The organism is Permianibacter fluminis (assembly GCF_013179735.1).
In the GTDB taxonomy this organism is placed as follows: Bacteria; Pseudomonadota; Gammaproteobacteria; order Enterobacterales; family Permianibacteraceae; genus Permianibacter; species Permianibacter fluminis.
In genome coordinates this window covers 241,828-258,274 of sequence record NZ_JABMEG010000001.1, presented here as the reverse complement: position 1 = coordinate 258,274, position 16,447 = coordinate 241,828, and the positions used below count along the sequence as shown (strand labels likewise).

Sequence of the window (16,447 nt, the reverse complement as noted above, 5' to 3'; positions counted from 1 at the left end):
CGGAACTGAACCATTGAATCGCGGCAAGGATGCCATGTCAGACGTCTTTTTCCTGCCCGGCACAGCCGGTCCTCTGTTGGCAGTGCATTGGCCCGGTCGCGCGCAGCGCCAACCGGTCCTGCTGCTGCCCCCGCTGCTCGAAGAACTGAACAAATCACGGCGACAACTGAACCAGCTGGCGCGCGCGCTGCACGGCGCCGGTCACGGTGTTTTGCTGGTCGACTGGTTTGGAACTGGCGACAGCGCCGGTGATTTGGCAAACGCCAGCTGGTCGCAATGGCAGGCCGATGTCGCCAGCGCTCGGGCGTTTCTGCAGCAACAGTATGCGCAGCGTCCGGCGCTGTGCGCGATTCGCGGCGGTGCGCTGCTGCTGCCGGAACACGCAGATTGCGATTGGCTGTTGTGCGCGCCCATCCTGACTGGCCAGCAGCAACTGAACCAGTGGCTGCGGCTGAAACTGATGGCGGCCAGAATGGCGGGCGAATCGCTCAACAACGAGCAATTGCTGGCCCAGATTGCCGCCGGCGGCGTCGAAATTGCCGGCTATCTGTTGACGGCGGCGTTGGTCGAACCGCTGCGGACGGTGAGCATCAGCGCCCCAGCCGGATCGCTCGAGATATTTGAAATCGGCGCCGGCGAACAACCGCTGCCGGCGCTGCAAACCTTGCTCAATGGCCAGCTGCAACACTGGCATCCCATTGCCGGCGATGCGTTCTGGCAGACCACCGAAATCAGTACCTGTCCGGCGCTTGATCAATCCGTGCTGCAAGCCTTGGCGGCGCGTGCGGATGCGACGGTCAGCGAGGCGATCGTATGAACGCCAATGCCACACGCAACGATCACATCAACACCGATCATCCGAGTGTCGAACACACGAACACTAGCCTAATGAGCAGCGAACGCGTACTGACTTTCCCCTGTGCCGAGGCTCAACTCATCGGCATCCTGCACGAACCCGCCGCGGCTGACAGCCCACTCAGCCACACCGGGGTGGTGATCGTGGTCGGTGGCCCGCAATACCGGGTCGGCAGTCATCGCCAGTTTGTTTTGCTGGCGCGGCAGCTGGCCGCGGCCGGGATTCCAGTGCTGCGTTTCGATTATCGCGGCATGGGCGACAGCACCGGCGAGGCGCGCGATTTTGAACAGATCGATGCCGATATCCGCGCTGCCTGCGATGCTCTCTGCGCCGCCAATCCGGCGGTTCGACAACTGGTGCTCTGGGGGCTGTGTGATGCCGCGTCGGCGGCGCTGTTCTATGCCCACACCGATGCCCGTGTCGCTGGGCTTGTGTTGCTCAATCCCTGGCTGCGGCAAGCGCAGGCGCAGGCAAAGACGGTTATCCAGCATTACTACAAGCAACGCTTGTTCTCGGCCGGGCTCTGGCGCAAATTGCTGCGCGGGGAGTTCGACTTTCGCGCCAGTCTGCGCAGCCTGCTGACAACGCTGCGGCAAGCTAGTGCCGGCAACCGCGCCAGCGCGAATGCTGCGGGCACAGAGACTGGAATGCGCGGCAGTTTGTCGGAGCGGATGGCGCAAGGCTGGCAGAAATTCAACGGACCGATCCAGCTGATTTTGTCCGGCGACGATCTGGTCGCCCGAGAATTTGAGACGGTCAGCAGCCAGCAGCCGGAGTGGCGCGGCCTGTTGAGCGCCGCGCGCGTCCAGCAGCTGGCCATGCCGGCCGCCAACCACACTTTCGCTCGCGCGGAATGGCGCGATGCGGTGGCGACAGCGACCCGCGATTTTGTCCTGGCGCTGCCGAGCAAGGCCGGGCCAACCTAATCATCATGCTGCCGCGCCGGGCGCGGTGGAAATCAGCAAGCAAGGAGTGAGTTCGTGCCAGGATTGCATGCTCTGCGACGTATCCTCAACGCCAGCCGTGATGCGGCCCAGCATGGCGGCCTGCCGGTCACACGGCAATTCGCCGAAATGCTGGTGCTGAAATTGCTGCGCGATCTCGGCCCCAATTATTATCACGTGGCCCGGTTCTGGCGCCGCGAGATTCCGTTTCGCAACAAATGGCGCCACGCCAACGAGCGCGAATACGACGAGCTGTTGTTCGCTATCAATCCGCCCGCTTACCAGAAAATTTCACAACATAAGGTGACCGAAAAGGCCACGCTCTCGCTGTTTGGCATTCCAACGCCGACTTTCATTGGATTCTTTCATCAATTTCGTGGTGCAGATCGTCACAACCTTCCGTTGACTTGTAGCGATGATTTGCAGCGAGTGCTCAAGGCCATGGCTGGCCAGCGGGTCTGCTTCAAGGCAGTTGAGGGCTTTGGTGGGCTAGGTTTTGTTGCTCTTGATGTCAATAGTTCTGGGGAAATGCTGCAGCACCCAATCAGTGGCCAGCAATGGACGGTCGACGGGTGGGCGCAGCATCTGCTGCAGTCCTCAGCAGGATGGCTGCTGGAGACCTATTTGACGCAGCACCCTGATTTGGCCGCGCTGAATGCCAACTCAGTCAATACTTTGCGGATATGGGTGTTGGAACAGCACGGGAAATTTACCGCGCATCACGCCGTATTGCGCATTGGTCGGGCCGGTAGTCAGGTTGACAATACCACCAGCGGAGGACTAGCGGTGGCTGTCGATATTGTGACTGGTTGTTTGCTCAATGGTATCGATGTGCGCAAACCGGGCAAAGTGATCAGCCACAATCCAGACACTGGCAATTTGTTGACAGGTGTGCAGCTGCCACATTGGAACGAGGTTTTGCGCTTGAGTGAGCGTGCATTGGCGGTATTTCCCGAAATGCGTTTCGCTGGTGTTGATGTAGCAATCACGCCTGAGGGTCCAGCCATTATCGAACTGAACGTATTTCCTGACCGCATTACGGCTGTCCGCTGGGATTTGCCACACAAGGACTTTTTTGAGCCAGCGCTACGGTCTGATGTGGCGACCGGCCGGGCCAGTGACGGTGGCAAATAACGTGACTGAATCCGTTCTGGTTTTCGAAGCACAAGCCATCGGCATGATCGGCGTGATACGTTCGCTTGGCCGTGCCGGTTATCGGGTTCATGCCGCCAGCGCGCACCCGGATGCGCCGGGCTGCCATTCGCGTTTCGCGCAGGTGGCGGTGGTGCATCCGCGCTATCAGGAGCCGGCGTTTCTCAACTGGCTGGCGACCTATGTGCGCGAGCAGAACATCGCCGCCATCATGCCATCTGAAGCATTTTTGCTGGCGATTGAACCGGTGTACGAGCAATACCGCGCCTTGTTGCCGGATGCGCCCGACGCCGAGGTGTTGTATCGCTGCTTTGGCAAAGCCGATGTTCAGGCTTTTTTTTCCAGCCACAGTAATCCCTCCGTGCAACAGCAGTTGCCGCGCGCGATTGTGGTGCGCCGCAGTCAGCCGCTGCCGGATGCAAATGGTTTTCGTGACTGGCAGTGGCCGCTCTATGTCAAAACCGATGGCCGTCACGCGGATCGCGATCAGCAAGCCGGCGTGCGCGCCGTGCACAGCGCCGAGCAACTGGGCTCGGCATTGGCGGCGGCGCTGCTTAGTCATGATCGCTGTCAGGTGCAGGAAACCGTGCCCGGAGTCAAAGCCACCGTGAACCTGTGGCGCCACCGCGGTGAGTTCCGCGCGGAAAGCATGTGCGTGGCCATGCACGAAAATCCGCACACCGGCGGCTTGACGGCCTACCGGAAAATCTGGTGGCACGAAGCGATGCTGGCCGATGCCAAGCTGCGGTTGAAAACGCTGAACTGGCAAGGCGTCGCGATGGTGGAATACAAATGGGATGCGGCCAGCGGCCGGTTCTGGTTTCTCGAATTGAATGCCCGCTACTGGAATGCGCTGAATCTGGATTTACTGGCCGGCAAGGATTTTCCGCGCTGGCAACTCGATGCGTTTCTCGGCAAGGCAGTCGTGCAGGACCAAGGCCCGGGACCACTCGGTTTTCGCGCCCGCTACACCGTGCCAGCTGATATCGGTTGGCTGATGTCACGTTGTCGTGATTCCAAGGTGACCGTTACCCAGAAGCTGGCGGCGCTGGTCGAGTTTGTGCTGTTGGCGATCAATCCTGCCGTGCATTCGGATCTGTGGTTCAAAGGTGATCGCCGGCTGTATTGGCGGGCCTGGCTGAAATTCCTGCGCCAACTGGGGCAGTCGTCATGAAGCATTCCGGCAAGCGCCGACTGAAGCTGGCGATACTCGCCTTTGCGCAGACGTTCGGGCTGTTTGCGCTGGCGCGTCGATTCACCCGCGAGCAGGCGCGCATTCTGTGCTATCACGGGTTTGCCTATCGCGATGAACATCAGTTCATTCCGCAGCTGTTCATGCAGTCGAGTACATTCGAGCAGCGGCTGCAGCAAATCGAACGCAGCCAGTTCACCGTGGTGTCATTGACCGAGTTGGTCGAGCGGCTGGAGCGTGGCGACTCCATTGCCAATCTGCTGGTCATCACCGTCGATGATGGCTGGACCGGCTTTGCCCGCTTTGCCCTGCCGCAATTGCAACAGCGGCGCTGGCCATGCACCTTGTACCTGACCACCTGGTATGCCGAAAAGGAGCGGCCGGTACTGAACGTGCTGCGCCGTTATCTCGCTTGGCATGGTGTCAGCTTGCCGGCCGAGCAGTCCGACAATGCCGCCGAATACGCCGCGCTGCAGGCCGCCGCTGCCGCGGCGCAAATCGATTTGCGCTGCCCCGATGGCGAACTGTTCCGACTCAGTCCGCTTCCTCACTTTGCCGCGCTGGCGCAACAACCGGAACAGCCGCTCGACATCCAGTTGCACACGCACCGGCATCGTTTGCCGCTGGCACCGGCCGCACTGGCCGATGAGCTGCAACAGAATCGCCAGCGCATCGAAGCGCTCAGCCAGCGCAGCGCCGAGCATTTTTGTTACCCGAGTGGCGAATACACCGCCGCGCATCTGCCGCTGCTGCGCGCCAATGGCGTGCGCAGCGCCACCACCACGCAACTTGGCTTGGTTCGTCGCGATTGTGATCGGCTGCAATTGCCGCGAATTCTTGACGGCGAAAATTTGCACCCGCTGGAGCTGGCGGCAGAATTGTCCGGTTTTATGACGCTCATCCGCCGTTTACGCGGCAAGCCGGTTGCGTTGAACCATTATTCTGAAGAGACGAGTCCGGCACCATGACGGCAGCAAGTTCAGTAAATGTAGTCATGGCAGCCATGCCGCAAGTGGTGCGCCGGGCATGAGCGGAAAAAAAGTCGCAGTCGGCTCCGCCATCATGGTTGCCAAGCGCTGGGCGGTGCGTCTGCTCAGCCTGGTCAGTACGATGATACTGGCGCGATTGCTGGTGCCGCAGGATTTCGGCGTGCTCGCGCTGGCGCTCAGTTTCAGCATGCTGTTCGAAGTGCTGGCCGAATTCAATTTTGATCTGGCGCTGATCCGCAAAAGCGAAGTTGACGACAGCCATTACCACACCGCCTGGACCTTGAATGTCATCGGCAACTCGGCCATTGCCGCGGCGCTCGCCGTGGCCGCGCCGTTGTTCGCTACCTTTGCCAAGGTGCCGGAAGCGACGGTAGTGCTGCAGGTCATTGCGCTGTGCTTTTTCTTTGATGGCTTACAGAACATCGGCATGGTGGCGTGGCGGCGCGAATTGCAGTTCAGCCAGGAATTTCATCTCGAATTCTGGCGCAAGGCGCTGGAAGTGTTGGTCGCGGTGTTGTGGGCGCTGTACTCGCCGTCAGTGTGGGCACTGGTCGCCGGCATGTTGGCCGGTCGGCTCAGCGGTTTGCTGCTGAGTTTCTGGCTGCATCCGTTCCGGCCCCGGTTCAGTTTGCTGCACTGGCGCGAGCTGGTCGGTTTTTCCGGCTGGGCGATGGCGTTCAATTTCGCCGTGAAAGTAGCGCAGCGTACTGATCACTTTCTGATCAGCCGGATGCAGGGCGTCACCAGCGTCGGTTTTTATTCCAATGCGCAAATGTTGGCGTCACTGCCCACGGTTGAGTTGGTGATGCCAATCAGCCGGGCGCTGTTCCCCGGCTTCAGCGCCATGATTGGCGAACCGGCGCGGCTGCGTGACACCTATCTGCAGGCTTTGTCGGGTTTGCTGTTGCTGGCGCTGCCAATGGCGGTCGGTCTGGTTTTTGTTGCTGACGCCGCGGTACTGCTGCTGCTCGGTGAACAATGGCTCAGCACTACGCCGCTGGTGCAGGCGCTGGCATTGGCGCAGGTGGTGGCCTTGTCGGCGGCCAGCAGTGTGCCGCTGCTGATGGCACTCGGCCGCATGCGTGGCCTGTTTTTGCGCGCGTTGGCGATGATCGCCTACCGGCCCTTGCTGATGTATGTCGTGCTGACCTGGCATGGTCTCAACGGCGCGCCGTGGGCGGTGCTGGCTTCCGTGCTGATCCAGGTCAGCATCGACAGCTGGCTGATCCGGCGGGCGCTGGATTTCACGGTGCTGGACTGGCTGCGTCGCACCTGGCGGCCGTACGTGGCGGTGCTGGTAATGGCAGCGGTGCTCTGGCTCAGCCTGCCAGCCGCGGCGCCGGTCGGTGTATCCGCCGCGCTGCTGCGGCTCGCTGTGGCGGTCGCGCTGGCGGCCCCGGTTTATGCCGGCACCGTGCTGCTGCTGTGGTGGCTGGCCGGGCAACCGGCCGGGCTGGAGCGGATGCTGGTGCAGGCCGTGAAGCAGCGGCTGCGGCCGGCAGCGGTTGGCTGATGGGCGGCGGCTTGAAGGTGGTGGCGTAAGGGTGATGCAGTCGGCAATGTCGAGATTGCCCAGCGCCGAATGACGTTGCGGCTTGAGCCGGACCCATCGCCGGACTAGGCTTGGACTTCGTTCCCTTGCTGTCGACCGCGCTGATGCACGATCTCCCGGGCCGGCTTGAGGCGCTGCTGGCACAAGCCGACGAGCTGCTCACCGCCGCCGCTGATGCCGCCACACCGCTGTCACAGCGCACCCGATTGGTCTGGCGTGGCCGCTGGCTGGAAGCCGGCAGCCGGCGCTGGCTGACCGAACAGGCCGATATCGACCCGTTGGCGCACCCGGCGCTCAACGCACTCCCCACCTTGCTCGCGCTGGCCGCTGCTGCCGGCGCTACCCCCTGGTCACAACTCGATGTGCCGGAACGGCAACTGGCCGAGCTCGCTCTCGGTTCGCTGCGCGGGCTGGACCGCTTCAGTGGCCGGCGCAGTGAAAACCTGCCGAATCAAGTCGGTGACATACTCGCCGCTGTGGTCAAGCGCAGCATCGACCCCGGCACCGGCAGTCAGCAACTCGGCGAATTGCTGCGCAGCCACGCCACCGACGTGCGCCCGCTCGAGCAACAGCTCATCAACAAAGAACGGCAAAGCCGCCAGCAACAGGACGCCATGCGCGGCGTCAGCCGGGCGCTGCAGACGCGCATCGGCGAACATGTGCTGCCGGATTTTGCCGTGCAGTTTTTTGATGGCGAATTGCGCAAGCTGCTGCAGATCGTTCACGTCCAGAGTGGCGAAAGCAGCACCGCCTGGACGCAATTGCTGCAAGCCGTGGACAGCCTCATCTGGGGTCTTACCGAACCGGACACTGCAACGCTGAAAGCCGCCTATGGCACCCGTGTGCGCGACGGTCAGCGCCATTTGCGCGAACAGTTCGGGCTGATTCACCACAGCCAGCCGGCGGTCGAAAGCTTCTTCGATACCCTCGATTATTTCCTGCTGATGCGGCAAAGCGGACAAACGCCGGCGCTGCCTGTGCAACCGTGGCCGCAAAGCAGCGACAGCGACCAGGGCTGGACCCTGACCGGCGATCCGCTGCTGAAAGCGCGAGCGCTGCGGGTCGGCGATTGGGTGGCACTGAACTTTGACCAAGGCCCGGTGCGCGCTCGCCTGATCGACAAAGACATGCAGCGCGGTGTTTACCTCTTCGCCAATCTGTCCGGCTTGCGAGTGTCACGGCTGACCCTGAACGCACTCGCCACCGAATTTGCCGAACAGCGCATCCGGGTCATCGACGCCCGCCCGATGTTGCTGTCCGCGCTGCCGGTATTGATCGAAGAACTGGAAAACCGGGTGCTGCAACTGCAGCTCGACGCCAAGAAACTTGAAGATCAGCAACGCAAACAGGAAGCCGAGCGTTTGCAGCGCGAACTGGCCGCCGTGCGCGCTCGCCAGGCCGAAGCGCTGGCGCAGCAACAAGCCGAACGCGAAGCTCAGGCCAAAGCGGAAGCCGAGGCGCGCCTGCTGGCGGAATGCAAACAGGATTGCAAACGGCTGCAACCCGGTGCCTGGATCGAGCTCAGGCAAGACGGCAAAGAGATTCGCGCCCAGCTCGCGGTCATTTTGAATCGCACCGGCGAACTGCTTTTTGTCGACAGTCAGGGCCGCAAGATCTTGCAAGCCGACATCGACAAACTCGGTGCCATGCTGGCCGCTGCCGAACTGCGCATCAGCGATTATGGTCGCGCACTGGATGATGCCCTGCAGCAACTCGTTGCCGATCACCGGCAGAAAATGGAAGAGTGGCGTTGAACGCCTGCCAGCAAAAGCTACCCGCACTTTTCAGTTGCGCCGACCGGCGGCGCAGGAGCCAACCGTGAGCGATTTCGACAAACGGGAAGATCCCCGCCTGCGCCGTCAGGAGCGCGCCTTCATTCGCGTGCTGCTCGGTGATGGCGCCGCGCTGCCCACCCAAACCGAAGACATCTCCCGCGGCGGCTTTCGTGCCCAGTTCAGCGAAGCCATCGCCGAGTCCAGTATCCACCACGTGGTGATCGAACTCGAAGCCTCCAAGCTGCGCTTTCTGCTCGCCGCTGAAGTGCGCTGGTGCCAGCCAGCCGCAACTGGCGGTTACTATGCGGGCTTTGCCTTGCTCGATGCTCGTGGTACCGATTATGAGGCTTGGCGTGCGTTTGCTGAGGCTGATGCGGAGAGCGGAGTGTAATCGGCTTCATAGTTAAAGGGCTCCGACCCGATAATTCCTCATAATTCCGAATGCGCTTCAATGGCAAGGAGTTCATAAATGACTATGTTCAGAAAACTTGGTAAGAGCTTTCTGATTGTTGAGTTTCTCGCCATTAGCCTACTGCCTTTTTCGGTAGAGGCGGAGTCAAAGCTTGGCTTGGCGAATGACACATTTAAAAATACTCCGTTAGCTCTACTCGATCTAACGTGCGACCATAAAGAATCTCTTTCCCTTGTTGATGAGGTGGGCTGGAATATATTTCTAGTACTGGAGGATTGCGTCTCACCAATTCTTAGCCGAGCTTTGGTAGACGCTTATGCTGCCGCTTATTCCGATAAAGTAACTGCAGGCAAGGTTGACTTGGCCGCCATCTTTGAGTGCGAGCTGCAATCAAAAGATGGTTTGTTGCACAGGTTCTTTGCGGCAAATAGGGAGATTTACTTTGAACTTGTTTCAAAGCAATATGGTGCTTCAGAGCTAAAGAGATATGATGAGTCGTATTGGCGGGATACTGATTACTATATTCAGCAGTTTATTGCGCAAGGGTTATATGCGCGCTTAGCTAAAGAATTCAAGTTGGTTAACATTGGTGATGGCGACGATCAGAAGAGTGCTTTATACATTTCTTTAGAGCACGCCGGTTATACGACACCTGAGTCTAAGGCTCGTTGGGTCGTGATGTCGTATGCGGCGAAAGTTGCGAACCTTCCGTTTCCATTAGCATTTGAGTGAGATCTTGTGCGAAGAGAACGCGCGGAAGGTTGATTGTCGGCTCGGCGTAGGGTGGCTTCGCGAAGCAAGCCACCATTTCACGCTCAGCATATGCAGCGTAATTCGAAATGGCGGGTTGTCGCTGCGCGCCGAACCCAGCCTACGCGTGGGCAAAGAACTCCGGAAACAGCCGCCGCCCCGGCTTGCCAAAACACGCGGTGCCGATCTGGGCGGGATTGTCGAGATTGATTTCGATGACTTCCGGGCCGTGTTCGGTGATGGCGATATCGAGGCCGGCGATGGCCATGCCGGGAAAGCTGGCGAGGGCGTCGCAGGCGAGTTGTTTGGCGGCGGCGAAATGCGGCAGCACAAGACCGGTGACGGCAATGCCGGAATCCGGGTGTTGGGGCAGCTCGCGGCGAAACAGATCGCCGGTGCTCAACTGTTGCAACAGGCCGGTTTGTTCGCCGACGGTGCAAATCAAACCACCGACTGCGGTGTTGTCGACCATCACCTGCCGCCGACCAATACGCAGAAGCACGCCCACCACGCGCAACTGATTGGCTTCGCTGCTGTACCGGAACAGAAAATATTGCTCAGCTTCAGATTCAGCGGCGAAGTGGGTTGGAAAAAAGCTCAGTTGAGCGGCAGGTCCAAGGTTTTGAAAATCATGCGGCCGGGCTTATCAAAAGAGGCAAATCCCAGAATGGACGGACTATTGGTATTGATTTCAAGAACCGCTGGACCGTCAATGCCGATTGCGATGTCTAATCCGGCAATGCCCGTCTCCGGCAGTCGACGCAAGGTTTCTACTGCCAGTTGCAGCGTCTCTTGCCAAAATGGCAATTGAACATCCGCGCAGCGCAGTTCGGTACCCGGAAATTGCGAGTACTGACGGCGACAAAGGTCTCCAGTCGTAATTTCCAGTGGTACACCACGCTGCTCATCCAGCTTCACAATGAGACCCCCGGCAGCTGTGTTGTCGACCAATGCGCCCGGGCTGCCGACCCGCAAGAAAGCGCCCACAACCTTGATATCGCGAGCGGCCCTTGCCACAAGTACCCGAATGGTATTCACCGAGCTTTCATTCAACGCAGCTAGCTGCGGGTGTTGTTCGAAGCGTGATTCGATGAGGTAGCCATGTTTATGACTTGCCAGCAAACTAAAAATTGAACTGGTCGGTTGCAGATTCGCCTGCCGACCGCTTCGCAACAAAATTTCAGCACCATTCCCCACCACGGTGAAAGCATGGCAGTCTTCGCCACCACTGCCGTGGGCGTCCTTGATGATGATGTCGCTGCCCACGTACCCAGCCAAAACTGTAGAAAGATCGTTGGCATCACAAAGGCGCTGGCCGGTGCTGGACCATCCCTCGTTTGTATGCAGATAGCCAATGAGGTGTGGCGTCGGAATTCCGGTCTGCAAGAACAGGCATTTTTGGATGGTTTTAAACCGAAATGTGGCTCGGTGCGGGTTCAGTCTGTCGCACAGTCGGTCATATTCTGGAATGCTGAAGTGATGCCATTTTTCCTGCCAGCGCAAAGAGCGACGATAGCATCGTGCAAAATAATAGTACTGAATCGAGTGCCCTCGCAGCAGGCGCAAAGTGATTGCTTCCAGGATCTGGCGCCAAGCCGGAATGCCGTCACGAGCCGCATGCCAGCGAGCCAGCGCGACCAATGTAGCGAAATTCATCGGTTGCATAAATCTCGGAGGTTTACTGTCGTTGAACATTAGCTGGCCACTTTGCTGATGATGTAACGAAACTTGCCATTGGCCTCGGTGGCGATGTGATCCACCACATTGACGCTGACCTGCACGCCACTGCCGAGCCGTGCCTGCATGCCGCGCACAACCTGTTGCTGTTTGCTGGCGTTCCAGCTGTTGCTGACAATCAGCACTTCCAGCTGATTGATGCTGTGCTGGATGATCCGGAAGGCATCAACGCCGTCGATATCGCGCACCACGTAAATCAGCGCCAGCCCATGCATTACGGTGCCATTTTCCGCGACCACGAAATCGGTGCTGCGACCTTCCAGATTGGCAATCAGCGGCAGACCACGACCGCAACTGCAACGCTGATCCGACAGCACCGCGACATCGCCGGTACGGTAGCGGACAAACGGAAAATCGCCAGTGCGCAGATGGGTGACCGTAACTTCGCCGGCAACGCCGGGCGGAGTGGGCAGGCCGTTAGCACCGATGGTTTCGATGATCACGTCTTCGGCCATGATGTGCATGCCGCCATGCGGGCATTCATGGGCGAGAAAGCCGGCATCGCGACCGCCGTAGCCATTGGCCACCGGTGCGCCGAACACCCGCTGGATTTGTTCACGTTGTTCCGGATATAGCCGCTCGGAGGTGACGAACGCCACTTTCAGCTCAGTATTGTCCAGCGCGATTTTCTGCTGCTCGACAAACTTGCCGACCCGCGCCATCGCCGACGGATAGCCGAACAGCATCTGCGGTTTGAACTTGCGGTATTCGCCGAGGAAATGCCGAATGCCCGGTTCAGCCAGATCAAACGCCGGCACCAACTGACTGCGCAGCAGCCAGTCGCGCAGTTGCTTGACCCGATCTTGCGTGTTCACTTCAATGGGTGAACCCCACAACACCAGTTCGCGATCACCGATATCGACATCCCACCAGCGGGTCACGCGCCATTTGGCGGCGACATCGTGATCGGTGCGTTCACCGAGAAAAAAAATCAGCGGCTGGCCGCTGGAGCCGCCGGTGTTGTAGCGCTTCAACCGGGTGGCGCCACGCGCTTTCAACTGCTCGGTGTGGGCGCGGATGGTGGGCTTGTCGAGCAGCGGCAGCTTGACCAGATCGGCGGCGGTCTGGATATCGTCCGGGCGCAGGCTACGTTCGGCAAACAGCCGCTGGTAGTACGGCACCTCCTGGGCAATGCGGCGCATGAACTGCTGCAGCCGCTGCTGCTGCAGCTTCTTCAGCGCGGCGGCATCGAGCCACTGGCTTTTTTCCAGCTCCCGGCGCAGGGCAACGCTGCGATGGCCTTTCAGCTGCTCATGCAAGGGAAACAGCAGCTGACTGCAAAGACGGGTGTAAAGCGACATCAGCTCTTGCTCCCCTGACTGATGGCCGGATTCAAGGCATTGGCAAAACGCGGACCGACGGGCGCCGCTCCAGTTGCGGTGGCCGCAGCGGGCTGCTTGTGCACCAGCACATCCAGGATCACCACAATCGCGATCAAATGGTAAAGCAAGTCGAAATAACACAGTCCGAGGAAGACGCCGCCGGTACAGAACGCCAGCAGCGAGACCTGCAACATGTCGGCCAATTGCGCGGCCCATTCCTGATTGCTGCGTTTGGCGATCCGGCGGATGCTGAGCGCGCGAAACCAGGCCATCGCGATCAACAGCAGGAACAGGAACAAGCCGACAAAGCCATGCTCGCCCAGTATCTTGAAATACAGCGAGTGGGCATCGTGAAAATCTTTCGGGTCCGGCGCGTAGCGTTCAAATGCGGCCGGGTCAAAGGCATCAAAGCCGCCACCGAAAAACTTGTGCTTGGCCAAATTGAACGCAAAACACCAAGCGTTGACCCGGCCGCCAGCGGACGGATCATGGCTCTGAATTTTTGCCGTCATCTGTCCGCACCAGGTCGAGGTGTCGGTGTTGCGGGTGATCTCGACGTTGGCGACATCAACTTTCATGGTCGCCATGCGCTGGTGCCAACTGTCCGGCAGGAAGAAATACAGCAGCGGCAACAGCACCAATGCCGCCACCGTGATCGGCAATTTGTGCGGACTCTTCCACCAGAAGTAAGTGCCCATGACAATCGCCGCCAACAGCGCGCCGCGTGACTGGGTGCCGAGCGCGGCAACAAATACCAGCACCATCGCGGCGGTCAGACCGTGGATCTGCCATTTCTTGCTGACTTGCAATTGGACAAAGCGCAGCAGCGGCAGAATGGTCAGCAAGGCGAGACCGAGCTCGTTATTGCCTTCGAAGAAGCCGCCGGGCGGGCCCCAGACCCGTGAACCGCCGCCGGTCAGCAAAGTGAACAAGCCGCCTTTGATGCCGAAAAAACCGATCGACAGTGAAATGACGGCAATCAGTTGCAGCAGCCGTTCGCGGGTATTCACCAGCATGATGGTAATGAACGTGAACAGCTGAATCTTGAAAATCTTGTCGAACTGAATCCAGGCGTACTGCGTCCGGTCATTGACCAGAAACGTGACCAGCCACCACAGCACCATCAGCAGATGCACGATGACGATGCTGTTCATCGGCAATTTCTTCGGCTCTTTGCTGAACAGGTAGCCAAGCATGAACAAGCCGCCGACGGCCATCGCCACCGGCCAGTGCGCGGTCAGGCCCCAGCCGAGTTTGTGCGGCACCATGTAGGCCACCCAGCACCAGACCAGCAAACCAAAAAAAGGCCGGAACAATACCAGCGGCATCACGCCGAGGATGGCCAGCGCAATGACGTAATCACGCATGACGCAGACTCCGTTGACTGATGGCGGCACGATAACACTGTTGCAGCCGCGGCCAGACACTGGTCCAGCTGAATTCGGCGGCGCGCTGCTGGCCGGCGTGAATCAGCCGCTGCCGCAAGTCTTCATCGCGATGCAGCCGCAGCAGAGCTGCCGCCATCTGTTCCGGTGCGCGTGCCGGCACCAGCAGCGCTTCCTGATCCGGTCGACACAATTGCGGCACGCCACCGACCAGGGTGCTGACGATCGGCACGCCAGCGGCCATCGCTTCGATCAGCGAATTCGGGCTGTTGTCGGCGGTGCTCGGGTTCAGCACGATGCGCGCCGACTGCAGCAGGCCGGCCACTTGCTCGCGCGGCAGCCGGCCAGCAAAGCGCACGGCATCAGCGATGCCAAGTGCCTGCGCAAGTTGCTGCAGCGACTCGCGTTCCGGGCCTTCGCCAGCCAGCGTCAGCCGGGCGTCGTGAATCTCGCTTTTCACCAGTGCAAACGCCTGCAGCGCACTGGCGTTGTCGTACAGGGCTTCGAGATTGCGGGTGACCACGATGTGCAGCTGTGATACCGGATTTGCTGCCGGTTTGAACAGGCTGTTGTCGAGAATGTTTGGCACGATCTCGGCGCGTTGACCGCGCGCGCCGAACACCTCTTGCAGAAATTCGGTCGGTACAGCCAGCACGTCGGTGATGCGCAAGGTTTTCTGCACTCTTGGCCAGGCGGTGGCGAAAAACGCTTCGGCCAGACCGCCGCGATAATTCAGCAGCACCGGCCGGCCGCGCCAGTGAGCGATATGCAGCGCCGGCGCCGCAAACAGATACCAGGCCCAGCCGCTGTTGCCGAGCACATGCACCAGATCATTGCGGCCGCTGCCGCGCCACAACCGCAGCAGATACGGCAGCAAACGGAAACCGGCGCGCAGGCCGGGTACCGATGCAATCCACGCCGGTTGATACGGTGCGTTGTTGGCGACCACTTCTACCTGCAGGCCTTCGCTGCGCAGACAGCGCACCAGCGCTTCGGTTTGCAAGGCCATGCCGCCGTTCGGCGGTGGCAGCGGGCCGACCACCAGCACACGCGCCGGCAGTGGCGCTTGCAATGTGCTGCTGCGATGCGCGTTGTCGGCGACCGGCGCTGTGGTCACAGCAGGCGAATTCATCGACGGGCGTTCCGGGCGGCGTCGGCGTAGACGGTTTCGTAACGGGCGATGCTGCGGGTCCAGTTGCGTTCCTGTTCGACGAATTGGCGGCCGTTGGCCAGCATCGCCGGCCACTGTGCTTGCGCGGCCAGTGCCCGTTCGATGGTGGCGGCCAGCGCCGGCACATTGTCGGCGGCAAACAGAAAACCGGTGTCGCCATCACGGATCAATTCCTGATGACCGCCGACATCGGAAGCGACCACCAGTTTGCCTTGCGCCATCGCTTCCAGCGGCTTCAGTGGCGTGACCAAATCGGTCAGCCGCATCCGGTGGCGGGCGTACACCAGCAGATCGACCAGACTGTAATAACGGTTGACGTCGTGATGCGGTACCCGGCCGGTAAACACCACCCGATCGGCAATGCCCAGCGTTTGCGCCTGCGCTTTCAGCGCGGCCTCCTGCGGGCCGCCGCCAACCAGCAGCGCACGCAAATCCGGATACCGGCCTTTCAGTTGCGCGAGCGCATCGAGCACCATGTCCAGACCTTCGTAGCCGTAAAACGAGCCGAGAAAACCGAGCACGGTTTTGCCTTGCAGACCGAGCTGTTCAGCCAGCGCCTCGTCTTTGCGATCAATCCACTGGAATTGATCGATGTCGACGGCATTCGGAATCACCGTGATGCGTTCTGCAGCGATGCCGCGGGCCATGATGTCGCGGCGCAGGCCTTCGCAAATGCAGGTGATCGCATCGGCGTGCTTCAGGGTCCAGGTTTCCATGGCGCGGGCGGCGCGGTAACGCAGGCTGCCTTCCTTGGTGGTGCCATGATCGACGGCGGCGTCTTCCCACAGCGCGCGCATTTCATAAACCCAGGGCAGACCGTTCTCATGCGCGACCGCAGCAGCGGCCATGCCATTGAGGCATGGCGAATGCACGTGGATGACATTGACCTGTTCCTGTGCCAGCACTTCCCGCAGCCGTGCTTTCAGGGTGCGCACGACATCCCACTGGTTCAGCACCGGCAGCTTGGTCAGTGCGCCGGGCGCGGTGCGGTAGAATTTCAAGCCGTCGAATTCTTCCACCGACGCTTTGGCATCGTAATGCTTGCTGCTGGTGACGTGGACGGTTTGCCAGCCGCGCGCGCGCTGCTCGCGCAAAATGGCGCGACTGCGAAAGGTGTAACCGCTCTGCAGCGGCAGCGAGTGATCAAATACATGCAGTATGCGCATGGCCAGCAAACGTTCCTTTTCTAGCAATAGCAGTGATCGGCAAA

The 16,447-nt window shown here is 60.1% G+C and carries 15 protein-coding genes; 9 read left to right on the top strand and 6 right to left on the bottom strand.

What is annotated here, in order from left to right; all coding sequences use genetic code 11:
• Positions 1 to 34 precede the first annotated feature (34 nt).
• The 9 genes from HPT27_RS01150 (at position 35) to HPT27_RS01110 (ending at position 9,604) form a co-directional block, all read left to right on the top strand.
• Positions 35 to 817 carry an alpha/beta hydrolase family protein gene (locus tag HPT27_RS01150; RefSeq protein ID WP_172237737.1) on the top strand — a complete coding sequence of 261 codons (783 nt, stop codon included), beginning with the start codon at positions 35 to 37 and terminating at the stop codon, positions 815 to 817.
• The gene (locus tag HPT27_RS01145; RefSeq protein WP_211197803.1) at positions 814 to 1,782 is read left to right on the top strand and encodes a hydrolase 1, exosortase A system-associated; all 969 of its coding nucleotides are present in this window, start codon (positions 814 to 816) and stop codon (positions 1,780 to 1,782) included. The genes HPT27_RS01150 and HPT27_RS01145 overlap by 4 nt, the downstream gene beginning before the upstream one ends.
• A 54-nt stretch (positions 1,783 to 1,836) precedes the next feature.
• Complete coding sequence (locus HPT27_RS01140; protein ID WP_172237734.1) at positions 1,837 to 2,934, top strand: sugar-transfer associated ATP-grasp domain-containing protein; 1,098 nt, start codon at positions 1,837 to 1,839, stop codon at positions 2,932 to 2,934.
• A gap of 1 nt (position 2,935) precedes the next feature.
• Positions 2,936 to 4,126, top strand: a complete 1,191-nt coding sequence (locus tag HPT27_RS01135; protein ID WP_172237731.1) for a hypothetical protein — start codon at positions 2,936 to 2,938, stop codon at positions 4,124 to 4,126.
• Positions 4,123 to 5,112 (top strand): polysaccharide deacetylase family protein, encoded by a 990-nt coding sequence (locus tag HPT27_RS01130; RefSeq protein WP_172237728.1) that lies wholly within the window; start codon positions 4,123 to 4,125, stop codon positions 5,110 to 5,112. The genes HPT27_RS01135 and HPT27_RS01130 overlap by 4 nt, the downstream gene beginning before the upstream one ends.
• Positions 5,113 to 5,170: 58 nt before the next feature.
• On the top strand, positions 5,171 to 6,646 hold the full coding sequence (locus HPT27_RS01125; protein ID WP_172237725.1) for a lipopolysaccharide biosynthesis protein: 1,476 nt from the start codon (positions 5,171 to 5,173) through the stop codon (positions 6,644 to 6,646).
• Between the two features lie 110 nt (positions 6,647 to 6,756).
• Entirely contained in the window at positions 6,757 to 8,439 is a 1,683-nt protein-coding gene (locus HPT27_RS01120; RefSeq protein ID WP_172237722.1) for a DUF1631 family protein, read from the top strand.
• 64 nt (positions 8,440 to 8,503) lie between these two features.
• A complete protein-coding gene (locus HPT27_RS01115) occupies positions 8,504 to 8,851 on the top strand; it encodes a PilZ domain-containing protein (protein ID WP_172237719.1) in 348 nt (115 codons plus the stop codon).
• Between the two features lie 78 nt (positions 8,852 to 8,929).
• Positions 8,930 to 9,604, top strand: a complete 675-nt coding sequence (locus HPT27_RS01110; protein ID WP_172237716.1) for a hypothetical protein — start codon at positions 8,930 to 8,932, stop codon at positions 9,602 to 9,604.
• A 139-nt stretch (positions 9,605 to 9,743) separates the two neighbouring features.
• Here HPT27_RS01110 and HPT27_RS01105 read toward each other — a convergent pair whose 3' ends face one another.
• The 6 genes from HPT27_RS01105 to HPT27_RS01080 all read right to left on the bottom strand — a co-directional run bounded on the left by HPT27_RS01105 (position 9,744) and on the right by HPT27_RS01080 (position 16,403).
• Entirely contained in the window at positions 9,744 to 10,139 is a 396-nt protein-coding gene (locus HPT27_RS01105) for a sugar-transfer associated ATP-grasp domain-containing protein (RefSeq protein ID WP_268935718.1), read from the bottom strand.
• Between the two features lie 80 nt (positions 10,140 to 10,219).
• Entirely contained in the window at positions 10,220 to 11,317 is a 1,098-nt protein-coding gene (locus HPT27_RS01100) for a sugar-transfer associated ATP-grasp domain-containing protein (protein ID WP_172237710.1), read from the bottom strand.
• Positions 11,317 to 12,660 (bottom strand): phenylacetate--CoA ligase family protein, encoded by a 1,344-nt coding sequence (locus tag HPT27_RS01095; RefSeq protein ID WP_172237707.1) that lies wholly within the window; start codon positions 12,658 to 12,660, stop codon positions 11,317 to 11,319. The genes HPT27_RS01100 and HPT27_RS01095 overlap by 1 nt, the downstream gene beginning before the upstream one ends.
• A complete protein-coding gene (locus tag HPT27_RS01090; RefSeq protein ID WP_172237704.1) occupies positions 12,660 to 14,048 on the bottom strand; it encodes a putative O-glycosylation ligase, exosortase A system-associated in 1,389 nt (462 codons plus the stop codon). The genes HPT27_RS01095 and HPT27_RS01090 overlap by 1 nt, the downstream gene beginning before the upstream one ends.
• Positions 14,041 to 15,198 (bottom strand): glycosyltransferase family 4 protein, encoded by a 1,158-nt coding sequence (locus HPT27_RS01085; protein ID WP_172237701.1) that lies wholly within the window; start codon positions 15,196 to 15,198, stop codon positions 14,041 to 14,043. The genes HPT27_RS01090 and HPT27_RS01085 overlap by 8 nt, the downstream gene beginning before the upstream one ends.
• A complete protein-coding gene (locus HPT27_RS01080; RefSeq protein ID WP_172237698.1) occupies positions 15,195 to 16,403 on the bottom strand; it encodes a TIGR04063 family PEP-CTERM/XrtA system glycosyltransferase in 1,209 nt (402 codons plus the stop codon). The genes HPT27_RS01085 and HPT27_RS01080 overlap by 4 nt, the downstream gene beginning before the upstream one ends.
• Positions 16,404 to 16,447: the final 44 nt, after the last annotated feature.